Below are 17,002 nucleotides of genomic sequence, written 5' to 3' on the forward strand. Positions count from 1 at the left end.
AATGGCACTTTGGTGCAAGTGCCATTTTAGGTACAACAAAGGTATAACTTTAAGCGGAGATTACTGGATCTTTGCTTTTTTCACCAGTTCTTCGCGGTAAGCGGCAACTTTCTTCTGGGTCAGGGCCTCGGCAACCTGGCCTTTGACTTCGTCCAGCGACGGCAGCTTGGCGGCGCGCGAGCCTTCCAGCTTGATCACGTGGTAGCCGAACTGCGTCTTCACCGGGGTTTCGGTGATCTGGCCGTCCTTCAGGGCCACCATGGCGTCGGAGAATGGCTTGACGTAGGAGCCTGCCGCTGCCCAGTCCAGGTCGCCGCCGTTGTTGGCGGAGCCGTCTTTCGACTGCTTGGCCAGTTCTTCGAACTTGCCTCCGGCTTTCAGCTTGGCGATGATGTCCTTGGCTTGCTGCTCGGTTTCCACCAGGATGTGGCGGGCGTGGTATTCCTTGTCGCCCACCTGTGCTTTGTACTTGTCGTACTCGGCTTTGATGTCGGCGTCGGAAACCGGGTTCTTCTTCACGTAGTCCGCCAGCATGGCGTTGATGATGATGCTTTGACGGGTGTTTTCCAGGGCGGCTTTCACTTCGGCGCGGGTGCCCACGCCTTGCTTGTCGGCTTCCTGGATCAGCACTTCGCGGCCGATCAGGTCTTTTTTGATGGCGTCGCGCAGTTGTGGCGAATCGGCTTGTTTGCCTTGGGCGACTACTTGCTTGACGATGGCTTCTACTTTCGATGCCGGAATGGCCTTGCCATTAACGGTAGCAACGTTTTGTGCGAATGCCGGAGCTGCAACGACAGCGATCAGGGCTAACAACAGGCGGGCTGGCTTCAAAATCATTATCACATCCTATAAAAAACACGGGAGCGCAGTGCGCGTAGCCCAAATGATAGCGGCGCCACAAGGGCGCCGTTCCTTACTGCTGACTAATTACTGTACTTTGGCTTTCTTAACCAGTTCTTCCTGGTAAGCCTGCAGCTTCTTCTGGGTCAGCGCGTCCGAGATTTGCGGCTTCACTTCGTCCAGGGTAGGCAGCTTGGCTTCGCGCACGTCGTCCACTTTGATCACGTGGAAGCCGTTCGGGGTCTGCACGGCTTTCTCGGTAACCTGGCCTTTTTGCAGGGACACGAAGGCGTCCGAGAACACTTTAGGGAAGGACGACGGGGTTGCCCAGTCCAGGTCGCCGCCGTTGGCTGCGGAGCCGGTGTCTTTCGAGGTCTTGGCCAGTTCTTCGAACTTGGCGCCGCCCTTCAGCTTGGCGATGACCGCGTTGGCTTCGGCTTCGGTTTCCACCAGGATGTGGCGCACGTGGTATTCCTTGTTGCCGGTTTGCGCTACGAATTTGTCGTACTCAGCCTTGATCTCGGCGTCGCTGACCGGGTTCTTCTTCACGTATTCGCCGACCAGGGCGTTGATGAAGATGGCCTGGCGCGCGTTCTCCAGCTGCGCTTTGACGTCGGCGTTCTTGGAGTAACCTTGCTTTTCCGCTTCCTGCATCAGCACTTCGCGGCCGATCATTTCTTTCTTGATGGCTTCACGCAGCTGTGGGGAATCCGGTTGCTGACCTTGGGCAACAACTTGCTTGACGACCGCATCCACGCGCGACGACGGGATAGCCTTGCCGTTGACGACGGCCAGGTTCTGGGCAAAAGCGGGTGCCGCAACAACAGCGATAAGTGCGATCAGCAGACGGGCTGGCTTCAAATTCATTATTTCAAATCCTAAGGGGTAAAGTTCTTAATTGCGGAGAGCCGGATTTTGTGTGATCGCGTTGTCTCTCATTATTTCCAAATCTCCGCGCATATCATACTTCAGACGGTGCCAGTGCGGTAATGGCCAATGCGTGTATCTCCCCACGCATCATATCGTGCACGGAATCATACACGAGTCGATGTCTTGTGACGAGTTTAAGACCTTCGAATTTATCGGAAACGATACGCAGCTGGTAATGGCCGCCGCCGGAGGCTGCTCCGGCATGGCCGGCATGCAGCGCGGACTCGTCTTCCAGCACCATTTCGGCCGGCTGCAGGGCGGCGCGCAGGCGTTCTTCAATCTTGGCGATGCGCGGATCGGTCATGCTTCTTCGTCCTTCATATATTTAGCGAGGTAAATAGTCTGGACGATAATGAAGGCGAATGTCAAACCGGTGGTGCCGAATGCCTTGAAGCTGACCCAGGAGGAGAAGTCGGACTTGAACAGCACGAAGGCGACGAACAGGTTGATGGCGCCCAGCGCGGCGAAGAACAGGGTCCACGACAGGTTGAGCTTTTCCCAGACGTCGTCCGGCAGCGTGAGCTGCGCGCCCATGGCTTTGCGAATCAGGTTGTTCTTGAACGCGTAGCGCGCCACCAGCAAGCCCACCGCGAAGCACCAGTAGATCATGGTCGGCTTCCACTTGATGAAGATCTCGTCATGGAAGTAGATGGTCAGGCCGCCGAACACGACGAACAGGAACAGCGACAGCCACAGCATGAAATCGACCTTGCGTCCGCGCAGCTTCAGGTAGACGATTTGCGCCGCGTTGGCCAGGATGCCGGCCATGGTGGCGATCACCATGGGGGCCTGGTCGGCCGTGGCGGTGCCGTCGTACAGCAGGCTGCTCATGTAGGTGTTGACGAAGGCTTGCGCCGCTTCCGGATGCATGCCGCCCAGTTTGTAGCAGCCGAAGAAGACCAGCAGCGGAAGGAAGTCGAACAGGATTTTCATGGTGAGGCCGTTGTTATGGTTGTTATTTACGTCTTATGTACGTTTTATGTACGTTTGTGATCAATCTTGGGGATCGAAGCGCAACGAGGCGGAATTAATGCAGTAGCGCAATCCGGTAGGTGGCGGGCCGTCCGGGAAGACGTGGCCCAGGTGGGCGTCGCAGACGGCACAAATAATCTCTGTCCTTAGCATACCATGGGAGCGGTCCACCACCTCGGTCACGTTGGCCGGATTCAGCGCCTCGAAATAGCTCGGCCAGCCGCAGCCGGAATCGAACTTGGTGTCGGACGCGAACAGCGGCGTGTTGCAGCACACGCAGGTGTAAATGCCGTGCTCGTGGTGGTCCCAGAACTTGCCGGTGAAGGCGCGCTCGGTGGCCGCGTGGCGCGTTACCTGGTATTCCATCGGGTCCAACTGGGCGCGCCATTCGGCATCCGTTTTGACTACTTTATCGTTCATGATTTAAAGCTTTCTTAAGAAGAACAGCTAACTTCCAAATGACTGGCCCAGTCCGGAGGCAGGGCCGCGTATCTTTCATTCTCCGGCTGTTCGTCGAACGGGCGCAGCAAAACTGACAGTAAACGCTCGACTTCCGTAAAGTCTTTATTTTGCGCTTTCTCAATTGCAATCTGCGCCAGGTAATTGCGCAGTACGTATTTGGGGTTAACCGCGTCCATTGCAACTTTGCGCGCCGCATCGTCGCTGTGCTCTGCGCGCAGGCGGGCCCGGTAGCGGTTCGCCCAGGCGTCGAAGGCCTCGCGGTTGATGAACTCATCCCGAAGATCATGGTCCTGCTCATCGGTATCGGTCTTGAGATTGCTCAAGGTGCGGAAGAATTGCGTGAAGTCGGCGTGATTCTCCTGCAGCAGCGCGAACGTGGCGTCCATCAGCTCGCGGTCGCCGTCCTGTGCGGTCGCCAGGCCCAGCTTGGCGCGCAGCAGCGCGTCCATTTTGGCGGCAAAAGCGGGCTGGTAGACGTCCAGCGCGGCCTGGGCGGCGGGAATCTCGTTGATCAGCGGCAGCAGCGCCTGGCCCAGCGCATAGCAGTTCCAGTGGCCGATCTGCGGCTGCATGCCGTAGGCGTAGCGGCCCTGCTGGTCGCTGTGGTTGCAGATGTGGCCGCTGTCGAAGGCTTCCATGAAGCCGAACGGCCCGTAGTCCAGGGTCTCGCCCAGGATCGACATATTGTCGGTGTTCATGACCCCGTGCATGAAGCCCACCGCCTGCCATTGGGCCATCAGCTCCGCCGTGCGGCGCGTCACCTCGGCCAGAAAAGCCGCGTACGGGTTCTCTTCGGCGCGCAACTGCGGGTAAAAACGGTCGATCACGTAGTCGGCCAGGATTTTCAGCTGTTCCGGCTGCTGGCGGCTGGACCAGTGCTCGAAGGAGCCGAAGCGGATGAAGGTGGGCGCCATACGCAGCACGACCGCCGACGTTTCCACGGTTTCGCGCATCACGCCCTGGTCCGAGCCGGTGACGGACAGCGCGCGCGAGGTGGGAATGCCGAGCGCGGCCATGGCTTCCGAGCACAGGAACTCGCGGATCGAGGAGCGCAGCACGGCGCGGCCGTCGCCCATGCGGGAGTAGGGCGTGAGGCCGGCGCCTTTCAATTGTAATTCCACGGGGCCGGCGGGGGTGTTGACATCGCCCAGCAGGATGGCGCGGCCGTCGCCCAGCTGGCCGGCCCACACGCCGAACTGGTGGCCGGAATACACGGCCGACAGCGGCTGGGCGCTTTCAGGCACGGCGTTGCCGGCCAGGATGTCGATGGCCTGCTGTTCGGCCAGCGCGGCGGCGTCCAGGCCGATCAGCGCCGCCGCCGGCGGGCTGACCGCCACCATATACGGTTCGGGCAGCGGGGTCGGCATCAGGCGGGTGTAGAAGGAGGGCGGGAGACTCGCGAACGAGTTGTCCAGGGGCAGCTTATTGATGGCGGTTCCAGTGGCGATGGGGTGAAGGTCAAATTTTAACGCACAGAGCCGATTCTAGGCGGTGGCATGGGCTTTGCCATCGCCGTTACACTTGGTAACGCAACCAGACACACCGGGGTGTGGCGTTTGCTGCACCGCAGCATAGAAACCGTTTGACGAAAATAGCACGCACGTACGAATATGGGTTCGAGGTTAGAAATAATTAAAAGACAAAGTTACTTAGGAGATCGAATGTCGCTTCCGCAGAGCCCGCTGATGGGGCAGATGATGAATCAGCCCCTGCTTGTATCCGGCATCATTGAATTCGCAGCCCGCCATTTCGGCGACAGCATGATCGTGTCGCGCCGCGTCGAAGGCGACATCCACCGCTACACCTACCGCGACTGCCACCAGCGCGCTCGCCGCCTGGCCAACGCGCTGCACGGCATGGGCATTGCGCTGGGCGACCGCGTCGCCACCCTGGCCTGGAACGGCTACCGCCACCTGGAGGCTTACTATGCGGTGTCCGGTTCCGGCGCCGTGCTGCACACCATCAATCCGCGCCTGCACCCGGAGCAGATCGCCTACATCATCAACCACGCGGAAGACCAGGTGCTGATGTTCGACCTAACCTTCCTGCCCGCGGTGGAGGCGGTGGCGGCGCAGTGCAAGCAGATCAAGACCTACGTGCTGATGTGCGGCCGCGACCGCATGCCAGCCGAAACCAGGATCGCCAACCTGCTCTGCTATGAAGACCTGATCGACACCCATTCGGACGACTACACCTGGCCGCTGTTCGACGAGAACTCGGCCTGCACGCTGTGCTACACCTCCGGCACCACCGGCAACCCCAAGGGCGCGCTGTACTCGCACCGCTCGACCGTGCTGCACGCCTACGGTTCCGCGCTGCCGAACGCGCTCAACGTGACCTCGCGCGACGTGGTGCTGCCCGTGGTGCCCATGTTCCACGTGAACGCCTGGGGCTTGCCGTACTCGGTGCCGCTGAGCGGCGCCAAGATGGTGTTCCCCGGCGCGGCGCTGGACGGCAAGTCGCTGTACGAGCTGTTCGAGGCCGAGCAAGTAACGTTCTCGGCCGGCGTGCCGACCGTCTGGCTGGGCCTGATCAACTTCATGCTGCAAAACAAGCTGAAATTCAGCAGTTTCCGCCGCACGGTGATCGGCGGCTCGGCCTGCTCGCCGGCCATGATGAATACCTTGATGGACGAACTGGACGTGGAAGTGATCCATGCCTGGGGCATGACGGAAATGTCGCCGCTGGGCACGGCCGGCGTGTTGCTCGGCAAGCACCTCGAGCTGCCGCAGGACGAGCAGCGCAAGATCCTGCTCAAGCAGGGCCACGCGGTGTACGGCGTGGACATGAAGATCGTCGACGACGACGGCAAGGAATTGCCGTGGGACGGCAGCAGCTACGGCCACCTGATGGTGAAAGGCCCGTGGGTGATCGCCGCCTATTACAAGGACGAGGGCGGCGACCCGCTGCGGGACGGCTGGTTCCCGACCGGCGACGTGGCCACCATCGACCCAGACGGCTATATGCAGATTACCGACCGCAGCAAGGACGTGATCAAGTCCGGCGGCGAGTGGATCGGCACCATCGACCTGGAAAACATCGCCGTGTCGCATCCGGCCGTGATGCAGGCGGCCTGCATCGGCGTGGCGCACCCGAAATGGGACGAGCGCCCGCTGCTGGTGATCGTGCGCAAGCCGGGCATGGAGGTGAGCCGCGAGGAACTGCTGGCCTTCTACGAAGGCAAGATCGCCAAGTGGTGGCTGCCGGACGACGTGGTGTTCGCCGACGCGCTGCCGCTGGGCGGCACCGGCAAAGTCCAGAAAAACAAGTTGCGTGAGCAATATAAGGAGTACAAACTGCCTACGGCATAGAGTTGCAACGAAGTTGTAAGATGGACAATCACAACTAAAAAGAAGGATGGAGACCATGACCTACCGCAAGCTCGCAGTTGCTGTCAGCCTTACCCTGTTGTCCACGGCCGCGCTGGCCGAGACCGTGAAAATCGCGTTCATCGACCCGCTGTCCGGCCCGTTTGCGCCGGTCGGCCAGAACCAACTGAAAAGCTTCCAGCTGATCGCCGACATGGCCACCAAGGGCAAGTGGGCGGGCGACAACAAGATCGAAGTGAACGGCTTCGACAACAAGGGCAGCCCGCAGGAATCGCTGACCCAGCTCAAGGCCGTGATCGACCAGGGCTACCGCTACATCACGCAGGGCAACGGCTCCGGCGTGGGCCTGGCGCTGCTGGACGCGGTGAACAAGCACAACGAGCGCAATCCCGGCAAGGAAATCGTCTACCTGAATTACGCGGCGATCGATCCGGACATGACCAACAGCAAGTGCAGCTTCTGGCATTTCCGTTTCGACGCCAACTCCGACATGAAGATGGAGGCGCTGACCAGCTACATGGCGCCGGACAAGAATATCAAGTCGGTCTACATCATCGGCCAGAACTACGCTTTCGGCCATGCGGTCAGCCGCGCGGCCAAGGAATACCTGGCGCGCAAACGGCCCGACATCAAGATCGCGGGCGACGATTTGCACCCGATCGGCCAGGTGAAGGACTTCTCGCCCTACATCGCCAAGATCAAGGCTTCCGGCGCCGATTCCGTCATCACCGGCAACTGGGGCGCCGACCTGGCGCTGCTGGTGCGCGCCGCCAAGGACGCCGACCTGAAGGCCAACTTCTACACCTACTACGGCATCACCACCGGCGTGCCGACCGCGATGGGCGCGGCCGGCGCCGAGCGCACCAAGATCATCGGCAACTGGATGATCAACAACGAGACCTTTAACGGCAAGGAAGTGGTGGAAGCGTTCAAGGCCAAGTACAACGACGACTACTACGCCGCGCAGACGCACGTCATCATCACCATGCTGTCGCAGGCCATCAAGGCGGCCAGGACGGCCGATCCGGTGAAGGTGGCGTTCGCGCTGGAAGGGATGAAGGCGCAGTCGCTGAACGGCGGCGTGATGATGCAGAAGCAGGACCATCAGCTGCAGCAGCCGCTGTACATCGGCACCTGGACCAAGGTCAACGGCAAGGACGTCAAGTACGACCAGGAGAACACCGGCTACGGCTGGAAGATGGACAAGAAGATCGACGCCTATGTGGCCGGCCAGCCGACCTCGTGCCAGATGAAGCGGCCTGGCGCGTAAGGCGCCGCGAACCGCCGCAACGCTTGGCGGGTTACGCGGCCAGCCGCTAACCCGCCCTACGAGCCGTCACGAATCACCACGGAAATCCCATGGAATTTACCCTGTTTACTATGCTTAACGGCATCAGTTATGGACTGCTGCTGTTCATGCTGTCCTCCGGACTGACGCTGATCTTCAGCATGATGGGCGTGCTGAACTTCGCCCATGCCAGTTTTTACATGCTGGGCGCCTATATCGCCTACACCATCAGCAGCGTGGTCGGCTTCTGGCCGGCGCTGCTGCTGGCGCCCGTCGCCGTCGGCCTGCTGGGCGCGCTGGTCGAGCGCTACGGCCTGCGGCCGCTGCACAAGTTCGGCCACATCCCCGAGCTGCTGTTCACCTTCGGCCTGTCCTTCCTGATCGTGGAACTGGTGCAGCTGATCTGGGGCCGCGCGGCGGTGCAGTACGCCATCCCGAAGGAGCTGGACGGCCCGCTGTTCACGCTGTTCTCCACCAGCTTCCCGGCTTACCGCGCCTTCATGATGGTGGTGGCGCTGGCCATGCTGGGCGGCATCTGGCTGGTGCTCACGCGCACCCGGGTCGGCCTGGTGATCCAGGCCGCGCTGACGCACCCGGAAGCGGCCGAAGCGCTGGGCCACAATGTGCCGCGCATCTTTATGTGGGTGTTCGGCGGCGGCAGCGCGCTGGCCGGGCTGGCCGGCGTGATCGGCGGCAATGCCTTTGTCACCGAGCCGGCCATGGCGGCCACGGTGGGCAGCATCATCTTCGTGGTGGTGGTGGTCGGCGGCATGGGCTCGCTGGCCGGCGCTTTCGTGGCCTCGCTGCTGATCGGCATCATGCAGACCACGGCGGTGGCGCTGGACTATTCGCTGGCCCACCTGTTGGGCAAGCTGGGCATGGCCGTCTCGCCCGCCACGCCGGCGTACGCGCTGCTGAAAGTCACCATTGCGCAGAGCGCGGCCATCCTGCCGTATCTGCTGCTGGTGCTGATTTTGATCTTCCGCCCGAAAGGCTTGATGGGGACGCGCGAATGAAAGAACTACGATATACCCCGGTCAACCTGGGCCGCTGGCTGGTGTGGACCAGCTACGCCATCATCCTGCTGATCGCGCCGCTGGTGTTCAGCAAGGGCGGCGGCCTGACCCTGCTGTCGCAGATGGGCACGGTGATGATCTTCGGCCTGTCCTACAACATGCTGCTGGGGCAGGGCGGCATGCTGTCCTTCGGCCACGCGGTCTATTCCGGCCTGGGCGCCTTCTTCGCCATCCACGCCATGAACATGGCGGGCGCGGGCCAACTGCCGGGTCAACTGCCGATCCCCACCAGCCTGATCCCGCTGGTGGGCGGGGTGGCGGGCGTGGGCTTCGGCGTGCTGTTCGGCTACGTCACCACGCGCAAGGCGGGCACCACCTTCGCCATGATCACGCTGGGCCTGGTGGAACTGGTGTTCGCCAGCTCGCTGATGTTCCCCGGCTTTTTCGGCGGCGAAGGCGGCGTGACCACCAACCGCGTGATCGGCGGCGCCGTGCTGGGCATCACCTACGGGCCGCAGATCCAGGTCTACTACCTGATCGCGTTCTGGCTGTTCATCTGCACCGCCGCCGTGTACGCCTACACGCACACGCCGCTGGGCCGCATCATCAACGCCGTGCGCGACAACCCGGAGCGGGTGGAGTTCATCGGCTACGACACGCAGTGGGTGCGCTACCTGGTGGTGATCCTGTCGTCCTTCTTCGCCGGCGTATCGGGCGGGCTGTCGGCGATTAACTTCGAGATCGTCAGCGCGGAGAACGTCAGTGCCATCCGCTCGGGCAGCATCCTGCTGTTCACCTTTATCGGCGGCATCGGCTTCTTCTTCGGGCCGCTGCTCGGGGCCATCGTCGGCATCCTGTTCTCGGTGCTGCTGTCGGACTACACGCCGGCCTGGCAGCTGTACCTGGGCCTGTTCTTCGTGCTGCTGGTGCGCTACGCGCCGGGCGGACTGGGCAGCCTGATCATGCTGCTGCTGCGGGCGGCCAAGTTCGGCCATTTCGGCCGCATCGCCCGGCCGCTGGGCTGGGTCTGCCTGGCGGTGCTGCCGGGCCTGGTCGGCTTTGTGGCCGGCGTGGAGATGCTGTACCACCTGACGCTGGAGGCGGCCAACGGCAGCGTGAAGCAGCTGTTCGGCATGGCGGTGGACACCCGGGCGGTGCTGCCCTGGGCGGTGGCGGGCGGCTTGCTGGTGGCGAGCATCCTGGCCTGGCGCAAGGCGCAGCCGGTGTTCGCCGAAGCGTGGGGCGAGTCCTGCGCGGCGATTGCATTGCAGACGAGGAGCGCGCGATGAAGGCATTGGAATTACTGGACGTGCGCAAGAGCTTCGGCAAGTCGGAGATCATCCGCGGCGCCAGGCTGAGCATAGAGCAGGGCGAACGCTGCGCGGTGATCGGGCCGAACGGCGCGGGCAAGTCCACGCTGTTCAACCTGATTTCGGGCCGCTTCCCCTTGAGCAGCGGCGAGATCCGGCTGAACGGGCAGCGCATCAGCGGCCTGAAGCCCTACCAGATCAACCGGCTGGGCTTGTCGCGCAGCTTCCAGATCAGCAATCTGTTCGTCAACCTGTCGGTGTACGAAAACCTGCGCTGCGCGGTGCTCTGGTCGCTGGGCTACAAGTACTCGTTCTGGCACCGCCTGGGCAAGCTGCGCGACGCGCATGAGCGGGCCGAGCAGGTGCTGGAGGAAATCGGCCTGCAGCGCCAGCGCCATGTGCTGGCCGGGGTGCTCACCTACGCCGAGCAGCGCGCGCTGGAGATCGGCATCACCATCGCCGGCGGCGCGGACGTGATCCTGCTGGACGAGCCGACCGCCGGCATGAGCCGTTCCGAGTCGGACGCGGCGGTGGAGCTGATCCGCAAGGTCACCGTCGGCAAGACGCTGCTGATGGTGGAGCACGACATGAGCGTGGTGTTCGGCCTGGCCGACAAGATCGCCGTGCTGGTGTACGGCGAGGTGATCGCCTGCGACACGCCGGAGCGGATACGCGGCAACGCCGCCGTGCAGGCCGCCTACCTGGGCGGCCACGAAGAGGAGGCTGCATGAGCGCAGAACATATGCTCGACATCCGCAACCTGCATGCCTTTTACGGCAAGAGCCACGTGCTGCACGGCGTGGACCTGCACGTGAAGCCGGGCGAGATCGTGAGCCTGCTGGGCCGCAACGGCGCCGGCCGTTCCACCCTGGTGAAGGCGGCCATGGGCCAGGTCAGCGCCACCGGCGCGGTCAAGCTGAAGGGGCAGGAGATCCTGGGCCTGAAGGCTTACCAGATCGCGCACAAGGGCCTGGGCTATGTGCCGGAGAACCGCGACGTGTTTCCCACGCTGACGGTGGAGCAGAATCTGGTGCTGGGGCAGAAAAAGAGCGGCACCGCTGGGCGCTGGAGCCTGGATGATATGTACCGCATGTTCCCGCGCCTGCAGGAGCGGCGCGCGGTGGCGGCCGGCGTGCTGTCCGGCGGCGAGCAGCAGATGCTGACCCTGTGCCGCACGCTGATGGGCGACCCGGACCTGATCATGATCGACGAGCCGACCGAGGGGCTGGCGCCGAAGATCGTGGCGCTGGTGGCCGAGTACCTGCTGGCGCTGAAGGAGCGCGGCATCTCGGTGCTGCTGGTGGAGCAGAAGCTGGCCATCGCCATGGAGATTTCGCAGCGCGTCTACGTCATGGGCCACGGCGCCATCGTGTTCGAGGGCACGCCGGCCGCCCTGCGCGCGGACGCCGCCGTGCGCAAGGAGTGGCTGGAGGTGTAACATGGCCGCCAACCCTTTACGCCGTACGAATTAAAAAATAATACGGTCGTTCGTTTTTGCGGTATAGTTAAGTTTTGCAGCCTGCTCCTGACTGACATTACTGACATTTACACTTACAAGAAGGAAGAGACATGAGTGCCGAATACCAAGTTCACGGTTCCGTAGCCGTCATCACGCTGAACAACCCGCCGGTCAACGGCCTGGGCCACGCCACCCGCAGCGCTGCGGTGCAGGGCATGCAACAGGCGCTGGCGGACGACGCGGTGAAAGCCATCGTCATCACCGGCGCGGGCAAGGCCTTCTCCGGCGGCGCCGACATCAAGGAATTCAATTCGCCGAAGGCGCTGGCCGAACCCAGCCTGCACTCGCTGATCCGCACCGTGGAGGAATCGACCAAGCCGGTGGTGGCGGCGATCCATACCGTGTGCATGGGCGGCGGCCTGGAACTGGCGCTGGGCTGCAACTACCGCGTGGCCATGCCGGGCGCGCAGATCGCCTTGCCGGAAGTGAAACTGGGCCTGCTGCCCGGCGCCGGCGGCACGCAGCGCCTACCGCGCGTGCTGGGGCTGGAAATGGCACTGAACATGATCGTGTCCGGCACCCCGGTGGCGTCCGAAAAGCTGGCCAAAACGGCCATCTTCGACGAAGTGTTCGCGGCCGACGCCAACCTGCTGGAATCGGCCATTGCCTTCGCCGGTAAAGTGGCCGACGCGCGTCCGCTGCCGAAAGTGCGCGAGCGCAAGGTGGACTACCCGAACCATGAAGCCTTCCTGCAATTCTCCCGCAATACCGTGAAAGCCATGTCCGGCCCGTTCCCGGCGCCGCTGGAATGCGTGGAATGCGTGGCCGCTTCGGTGACCATGAAGTTCGAGGACGGCCTGAAGTTCGAGCGCGAGCGCTTCCTGTCGCTGATCCAGACCACCGAATCGAAATCGCTGCGCCACGCCTTCTTCAGCGAGCGCCAGGCCAGCAAGGTGCCGGACGTGCCGTCCGACACGCCGACCCGCGCCATCAAGAAGGCGGCCGTGATCGGCGCCGGCACCATGGGCGGCGGCATTGCCATGAACTTCGCCAACGCCGGCATCCCCGTCACCATCCTGGAAATGAAGGCCGAGGCGCTGGAAAAAGGCCTGGCCACCATCCGCAAGAACTATGAAAACACCCTGAAAAAGGGCAAGTTGACGCAGGAGAAGTTCGACCAGCGCGTTGCCCTGATCACCGGCACCATGAACTACGAGGAAATCGGCGACGCCGACATCGTGGTGGAAGCCGTGTTCGAGGACATGGGCGTGAAGGAAACCGTGTTCCGCAAGCTGGACGAGGTGATGAAGCAGGGCGCCATCCTGGCCTCGAACACGTCGACCCTGGACGTGGACAAGATCGCTGCCTTCACCAAGCGTCCGCAGGACGTGATCGGCACCCACTTCTTCAGCCCGGCCAACGTGATGAAGCTGCTGGAAATCGTGCGCGGCAAGGAAACCGGCAAGGACGTGCTGGCCACCACCTTGGCGCTGTCGAAAAAGCTGAAGAAAACCGGCGTGGTGTCGGGCGTGTGCGACGGCTTTATCGGCAACCGCATGATCGAGCAGTACAGCCGCCAGGCCGGTTTCCTGCTGGAAGAGGGCTGCCTGCCGGAGCAGGTGGACAAGGCGGTGGAGAAGTTCGGCTTCGCCATGGGCCCGTTCCGCATGGGCGACCTGGCCGGCAACGACATCGGCTGGTACATCCGCAAGCGCCGCTACGTGGAATCGCCGGAAATCACCTATTCGAAGACCGCCGACCTGCTGTGCGAAATGGGCCGCTACGGCCAGAAGACCGGCGGCGGCTGGTATGACTACAAGGCCGGCGACCGCAAGGCTTACCCGAACCAGGAAGTCAACGCCATGATCGTCAAGCATTCGGAAGACATCGGCGTGGTGCGCCGCAAGATCAGCGACCAGGAAATCGTCGAGCGCCTGGTGTACGCGCTGGTGAACGAGGGCGCGCAGATCCTGGAAGAAGGCATCGCGCTGCGCGCGTCGGACATCGACATGGTCTACCTGACCGGCTACGGCTTCCCGCTGCACCGCGGCGGCCCGATGTTCTACGCCGACACGGTGGGCCTGCCGAACGTGCTGGGCACCATCGAGCGCCTGTCGCGCGGCCGCCACGGCGAAGCGTGGAAGCCGGCGCCGCTGCTGGTGAAGCTGGCCGCCGAGGGCAAGGGCTTCAACGGCTGAGCGGAAGCTTAGCCAATCCGCTTGCGCATCCGGGCCAGCGGTACGCTGATGTTGCCCGGAAGCGTGATTTCAAACGGTTCGACCACGTCGAATCCGCTGGCCAGGTAGAGCGGCACGCCGGGCATGGTGGCCGCCAGCTCCAGGGTCAAATAGCCCTGCGCAGCCGCTTCGCGCTGGCAGTGCTCCATCAGCATGTTTCCCAAGCCCTGGCGGGCGGCGGACGGGGCCACGAAGAAGGCGCGGATGCGGCCAGGCTCCCGCGCCGGGTCCAGCAGGCGGTCCGGGCCGGTCTTCGTGCGGTCCGCGCCGAATAGTGTGGCGCGCTTGCTCCAGCCGCCGCAGGCCACCGCCTCGCCGTCGCGCTCGATAATAAAATACGTTCCGTCCTCGATCAGCTGGGTGTCGACCCCGAACACGTGGCGGGTGACCGCCTGCGCCTGCTCCGGGGTATAGAAGCCCACGCTCAGCGCGATGCCGGATTGGGCGATCAGCGCTTCCATGCGGGGGACGTCGTCCAGGCGGGCGGCGCGGAGCTGGTTTTGCGTTGTCATGACCATACGTTAATGCAATTCTTTTGACTAGTCCATGCTCTTGGGTATGATGAGTGCATCAGGAGAATGAATGCATAGACTACCGAAAGTTGCCGCAGGCGTCAGCATGCTGGCCGCGCTGACTATTGGGATTATCTTGGGGCTGACTTCGGCAAGCGCCGGCGCGCGCGAACTGCTGGTGGTGGGCGCCCATTTCGAGCGCGTGTTCGAACGCCGCGCGGATGGCGAGTTCATCGGCATGGGGCCGGACATCGTGCGCATGGTGGCGCGCCGCAACAAGGACACGGTGCGTTTCGAGATCTATCCCTGGGCGCGCGCGCAAGCGATGGTGGCGCAAGGCATGGCCGACATCCTGGTCGGCCCCTACAAGTCGGCCGAGCGGCTGGAACGCATGGCTTTTTCGCACTCGGCCTTCTACCGCGACGACATGGTGTTCTACGCGCTGGCCGGGGCCAGCCACGGCTGGCAGGGCGATTACGCGGCGCTGGAGGGCAAGCCCATCGTGGTGATGAACGGCTGGGCTTACGGCGCCGGCTTCGACGCGGCGCGGCCGCGCCTGCGCATCAGCGTGGCCAACAATGTGGAGAACGGGCTGCTGATGCTGACCTACAAGCACGTGGCCTTGTTCGCCAGCAACCGGCGCAACACCGAGCCGGTGCTGGCCGCACTGAAGCTGAACGGGCTGGTGCTGGCGCTGCCCCAGGTGATCCAGGTGCAGGACGGTTATTTCGCCTTCCCCAAGCGCGCCAGCCACGACCCGATCCGCACCGCCTTTGACGCCGCCTTCGATGCGCTGATCGAAAGCGGCGAACTGAAGCGCCTCTGCATGCGCTACGACGTGGACATTCCCTAGCGGCGCTTAGCGGCGTGTCGGCGTCAAGATGCTGGGCAGCGCTTTCGGCAGCGTTTCCGGGTAGTCGCGGCTGAAGTGCAGGCCGCGGCTTTCGCGGCGCTGCAGCGCGCTGTTGACGATCAGGCCGGCCACGTCCACCAGGTTGCGCAGCTCCAGCAGGTCGCTGGTGATGCGGAAGTTCTGGTAGTACTCGTCGATTTCTTCCTTCAGCAGGGCGATGCGGTGCTGCGCCCGTTCCAGGCGCTTGGTGGTGCGCACGATGCCGACATAGTTCCACATGAAGCGGCGCAGCTCGTCCCAGTTGTGGGAGATCACCACTTCCTCGTCGGCGTCGGTCACCCGGCTTTCGTCCCAGTCCGGCAGGTAGGGCGTGCCCAGGCGTTCCTTGCTTTCGATGTCTTGCGCGCAGGCGCGGCCGATCACCACACATTCGAGCAGCGAGTTCGAGGCCAGGCGGTTGGCGCCGTGCAGGCCGGTGCAGGCGGTTTCGCCCACCGCGTACAGGCCCGGCAGGTCGGTGCGGCCCTGCAGGTCGGTCACCACGCCGCCGCAGGTGTAGTGCGCGGCCGGCACGATGGGGATCGGCTCCTTGGTGATGTCGATGCCCAGCTCCAGGCAGCGCGCGTGGATGGTGGGGAAATGCTCGATCAGCCAGGCTGCCGGCTTGTGGCTGATGTCCAGGTGCACATAGTCCAGGCCGCGTTTCTTGATTTCAAAGTCGATGGCGCGCGCCACCACGTCGCGCGGGGCCAGTTCGGCGCGCTCGTCGTGCGCCAGCATGAAGCGCATGCCGGCCGCAGGGCCCGCTTCGGGCGGCAGCTTCAGCAGGCCGCCTTCGCCGCGGATCGCTTCGGTGATCAGGAAGGACTTGGCGTAGGGGTGGTACAAGCAGGTCGGGTGGAACTGGATGAATTCCATGTTGGACACGCGGCAGCCCGCGCGCCAGGCCATGGCGATGCCGTCGCCGCTGGCCGTGTCCGGGTTGGTGGTATATAAATAGACCTTGCCGGCGCCGCCGGTGGCCATCACGGTGTGCTCGGCGGCAACCGTGTGCACTTCGCCGCTGCGCACGTCCTGCACGTACAGGCCGTGGCACTTGGGCTGCAGGTTGCGGTGCTGGGCTTTGGCGTCCAGCTTGTCGGAGGTGATCAGGTCGATCGCGCAATGGTGCTCGAACAGGCTGATGTTCGGGTGCGCGCGCACTTTCTGCTCCAGCGTGACCTGCACCGCGTGGCCGGTGGCGTCGGCCGCATGGATGATGCGGCGCTGGCTGTGGCCGCCTTCCCGGGTCAGGTGGAAGCCCAGCTCGGCGCTGTCGTCGCGCGTGAAGGGCACGCCCTGTTCGATCAGCCACTCGATGGCGGCGCGGCCGTTTTCCACGATGAAGCGGGTGGCGTCGGTGTCGCACAGGCCGCCGCCGGCCACCAGGGTGTCGGCGATGTGCTGGTCGTGGCTGTCGCCCGAGTCCAGCACGGCGGCAATGCCGCCCTGGGCCCAGTTGCTGGCGCCGTCCAGCAGCTCGCGTTTCGAAATAATCGCCACCTTGCGCGTTTCGGCCAGGTGCAACGCCACCGACAGGCCGGCCAGGCCGCTGCCGACAATCGCAACATCAAATTTCATGGTTCACGGTTCACATTGCTGAGTAGGGAAGCAAGACTATAGACCATTTGCCGCCAGCCTGTCATGCGGCGGTCATTTTCGCGCACGATGTTGATCTGGCGCGGGTTTGCGGTGCGCCGGGCTTGTTGCGGCTCAAGGCGCTTGCCGAATGTGCGCGGCATCATGGCTGAACCA

General features: G+C 63.3%; 17 protein-coding genes. 8 read left to right on the forward strand and 9 right to left on the reverse strand.

From position 1 onward, the window contains the following. Positions 1–60: 60 nt before the first annotated feature. The 6 genes from AC56DV_RS30495 to AC56DV_RS30520 form a co-directional block, all read right to left on the reverse strand. Positions 61–837, reverse strand: a complete 777-nt coding sequence (locus AC56DV_RS30495) for a foldase protein PrsA (RefSeq protein ID WP_496317947.1) — start codon at positions 835–837, stop codon at positions 61–63. Between the two features lie 90 nt (positions 838–927). Beyond that, positions 928–1,707 carry a peptidylprolyl isomerase gene (locus AC56DV_RS30500; RefSeq protein ID WP_496317948.1) on the reverse strand — a complete coding sequence of 260 codons (780 nt, stop codon included), beginning with the start codon at positions 1,705–1,707 and terminating at the stop codon, positions 928–930. A 94-nt stretch (positions 1,708–1,801) separates the two neighbouring features. Continuing rightward, positions 1,802–2,074 (reverse strand): BolA family protein, encoded by a 273-nt coding sequence (locus tag AC56DV_RS30505; protein ID WP_496317949.1) that lies wholly within the window; start codon positions 2,072–2,074, stop codon positions 1,802–1,804. Beyond that, a complete protein-coding gene (locus tag AC56DV_RS30510) occupies positions 2,071–2,703 on the reverse strand; it encodes a septation protein A (protein ID WP_496317950.1) in 633 nt (210 codons plus the stop codon). Before AC56DV_RS30510 ends, AC56DV_RS30505 begins: the two co-directional genes overlap by 4 nt. A 60-nt stretch (positions 2,704–2,763) precedes the next feature. Then, positions 2,764–3,162, reverse strand: a complete 399-nt coding sequence (msrB, locus tag AC56DV_RS30515; protein ID WP_496317951.1) for a peptide-methionine (R)-S-oxide reductase MsrB — start codon at positions 3,160–3,162, stop codon at positions 2,764–2,766. A gap of 14 nt (positions 3,163–3,176) precedes the next feature. Continuing rightward, positions 3,177–4,652 carry a protein adenylyltransferase SelO gene (locus AC56DV_RS30520; RefSeq protein ID WP_496318506.1) on the reverse strand — a complete coding sequence of 492 codons (1,476 nt, stop codon included), beginning with the start codon at positions 4,650–4,652 and terminating at the stop codon, positions 3,177–3,179. Positions 4,653–4,865: 213 nt separating this feature from the next. Here AC56DV_RS30520 and AC56DV_RS30525 point away from each other — a divergent pair, with 213 nt between their 5' ends. The 7 genes from AC56DV_RS30525 to AC56DV_RS30555 all read left to right on the forward strand — a co-directional run bounded on the left by AC56DV_RS30525 (position 4,866) and on the right by AC56DV_RS30555 (position 13,804). Further along, a complete protein-coding gene (locus AC56DV_RS30525) occupies positions 4,866–6,515 on the forward strand; it encodes a 3-(methylthio)propionyl-CoA ligase (protein ID WP_496317952.1) in 1,650 nt (549 codons plus the stop codon). A 55-nt stretch (positions 6,516–6,570) separates the two neighbouring features. Beyond that, positions 6,571–7,803, forward strand: a complete 1,233-nt coding sequence (locus tag AC56DV_RS30530; protein WP_496317953.1) for a branched-chain amino acid ABC transporter substrate-binding protein — start codon at positions 6,571–6,573, stop codon at positions 7,801–7,803. Between the two features lie 89 nt (positions 7,804–7,892). Beyond that, positions 7,893–8,837, forward strand: coding sequence for a branched-chain amino acid ABC transporter permease (locus AC56DV_RS30535; protein ID WP_496317954.1), 945 nt, complete (start codon positions 7,893–7,895; stop codon positions 8,835–8,837). Then, positions 8,834–10,126, forward strand: coding sequence for a branched-chain amino acid ABC transporter permease (locus AC56DV_RS30540; protein ID WP_496317955.1), 1,293 nt, complete (start codon positions 8,834–8,836; stop codon positions 10,124–10,126). The genes AC56DV_RS30535 and AC56DV_RS30540 overlap by 4 nt, the downstream gene beginning before the upstream one ends. Then, positions 10,123–10,878, forward strand: coding sequence for an ABC transporter ATP-binding protein (locus tag AC56DV_RS30545; RefSeq protein ID WP_496317956.1), 756 nt, complete (start codon positions 10,123–10,125; stop codon positions 10,876–10,878). The genes AC56DV_RS30540 and AC56DV_RS30545 overlap by 4 nt, the downstream gene beginning before the upstream one ends. An 11-nt stretch (positions 10,879–10,889) precedes the next feature. Beyond that, positions 10,890–11,585: an ABC transporter ATP-binding protein gene (locus AC56DV_RS30550; protein ID WP_496318507.1), complete on the forward strand. Its 696-nt coding sequence runs from the start codon at positions 10,890–10,892 to the stop codon at positions 11,583–11,585. 131 nt (positions 11,586–11,716) lie between these two features. Beyond that, on the forward strand, positions 11,717–13,804 hold the full coding sequence (locus AC56DV_RS30555) for a 3-hydroxyacyl-CoA dehydrogenase NAD-binding domain-containing protein (RefSeq protein WP_496317957.1): 2,088 nt from the start codon (positions 11,717–11,719) through the stop codon (positions 13,802–13,804). A gap of 8 nt (positions 13,805–13,812) precedes the next feature. Here the strand turns inward: AC56DV_RS30555 and AC56DV_RS30560 are convergent, their stop codons facing one another. Further along, positions 13,813–14,355, reverse strand: a complete 543-nt coding sequence (locus tag AC56DV_RS30560; protein ID WP_496317958.1) for a GNAT family N-acetyltransferase — start codon at positions 14,353–14,355, stop codon at positions 13,813–13,815. A gap of 70 nt (positions 14,356–14,425) precedes the next feature. Between AC56DV_RS30560 and AC56DV_RS30565 the strand changes: the two genes are divergently transcribed. Continuing rightward, entirely contained in the window at positions 14,426–15,208 is a 783-nt protein-coding gene (locus tag AC56DV_RS30565) for a substrate-binding periplasmic protein (protein WP_496317959.1), read from the forward strand. A gap of 6 nt (positions 15,209–15,214) precedes the next feature. Here the strand turns inward: AC56DV_RS30565 and nadB are convergent, their stop codons facing one another. Together nadB and AC56DV_RS30575 are read right to left on the reverse strand one after the other, a co-directional pair. Next, positions 15,215–16,828 (reverse strand): L-aspartate oxidase, encoded by a 1,614-nt coding sequence (nadB, locus tag AC56DV_RS30570; protein WP_496317960.1) that lies wholly within the window; start codon positions 16,826–16,828, stop codon positions 15,215–15,217. Continuing rightward, positions 16,825–16,992, reverse strand: coding sequence for a hypothetical protein (locus AC56DV_RS30575; RefSeq protein ID WP_496317961.1), 168 nt, complete (start codon positions 16,990–16,992; stop codon positions 16,825–16,827). The genes nadB and AC56DV_RS30575 overlap by 4 nt, the downstream gene beginning before the upstream one ends. Between the last annotated feature and the right edge of the window lie 10 nt (positions 16,993–17,002).

This window comes from Massilia sp. BGA-UO-ETr-WB1, from assembly GCF_059567845.1.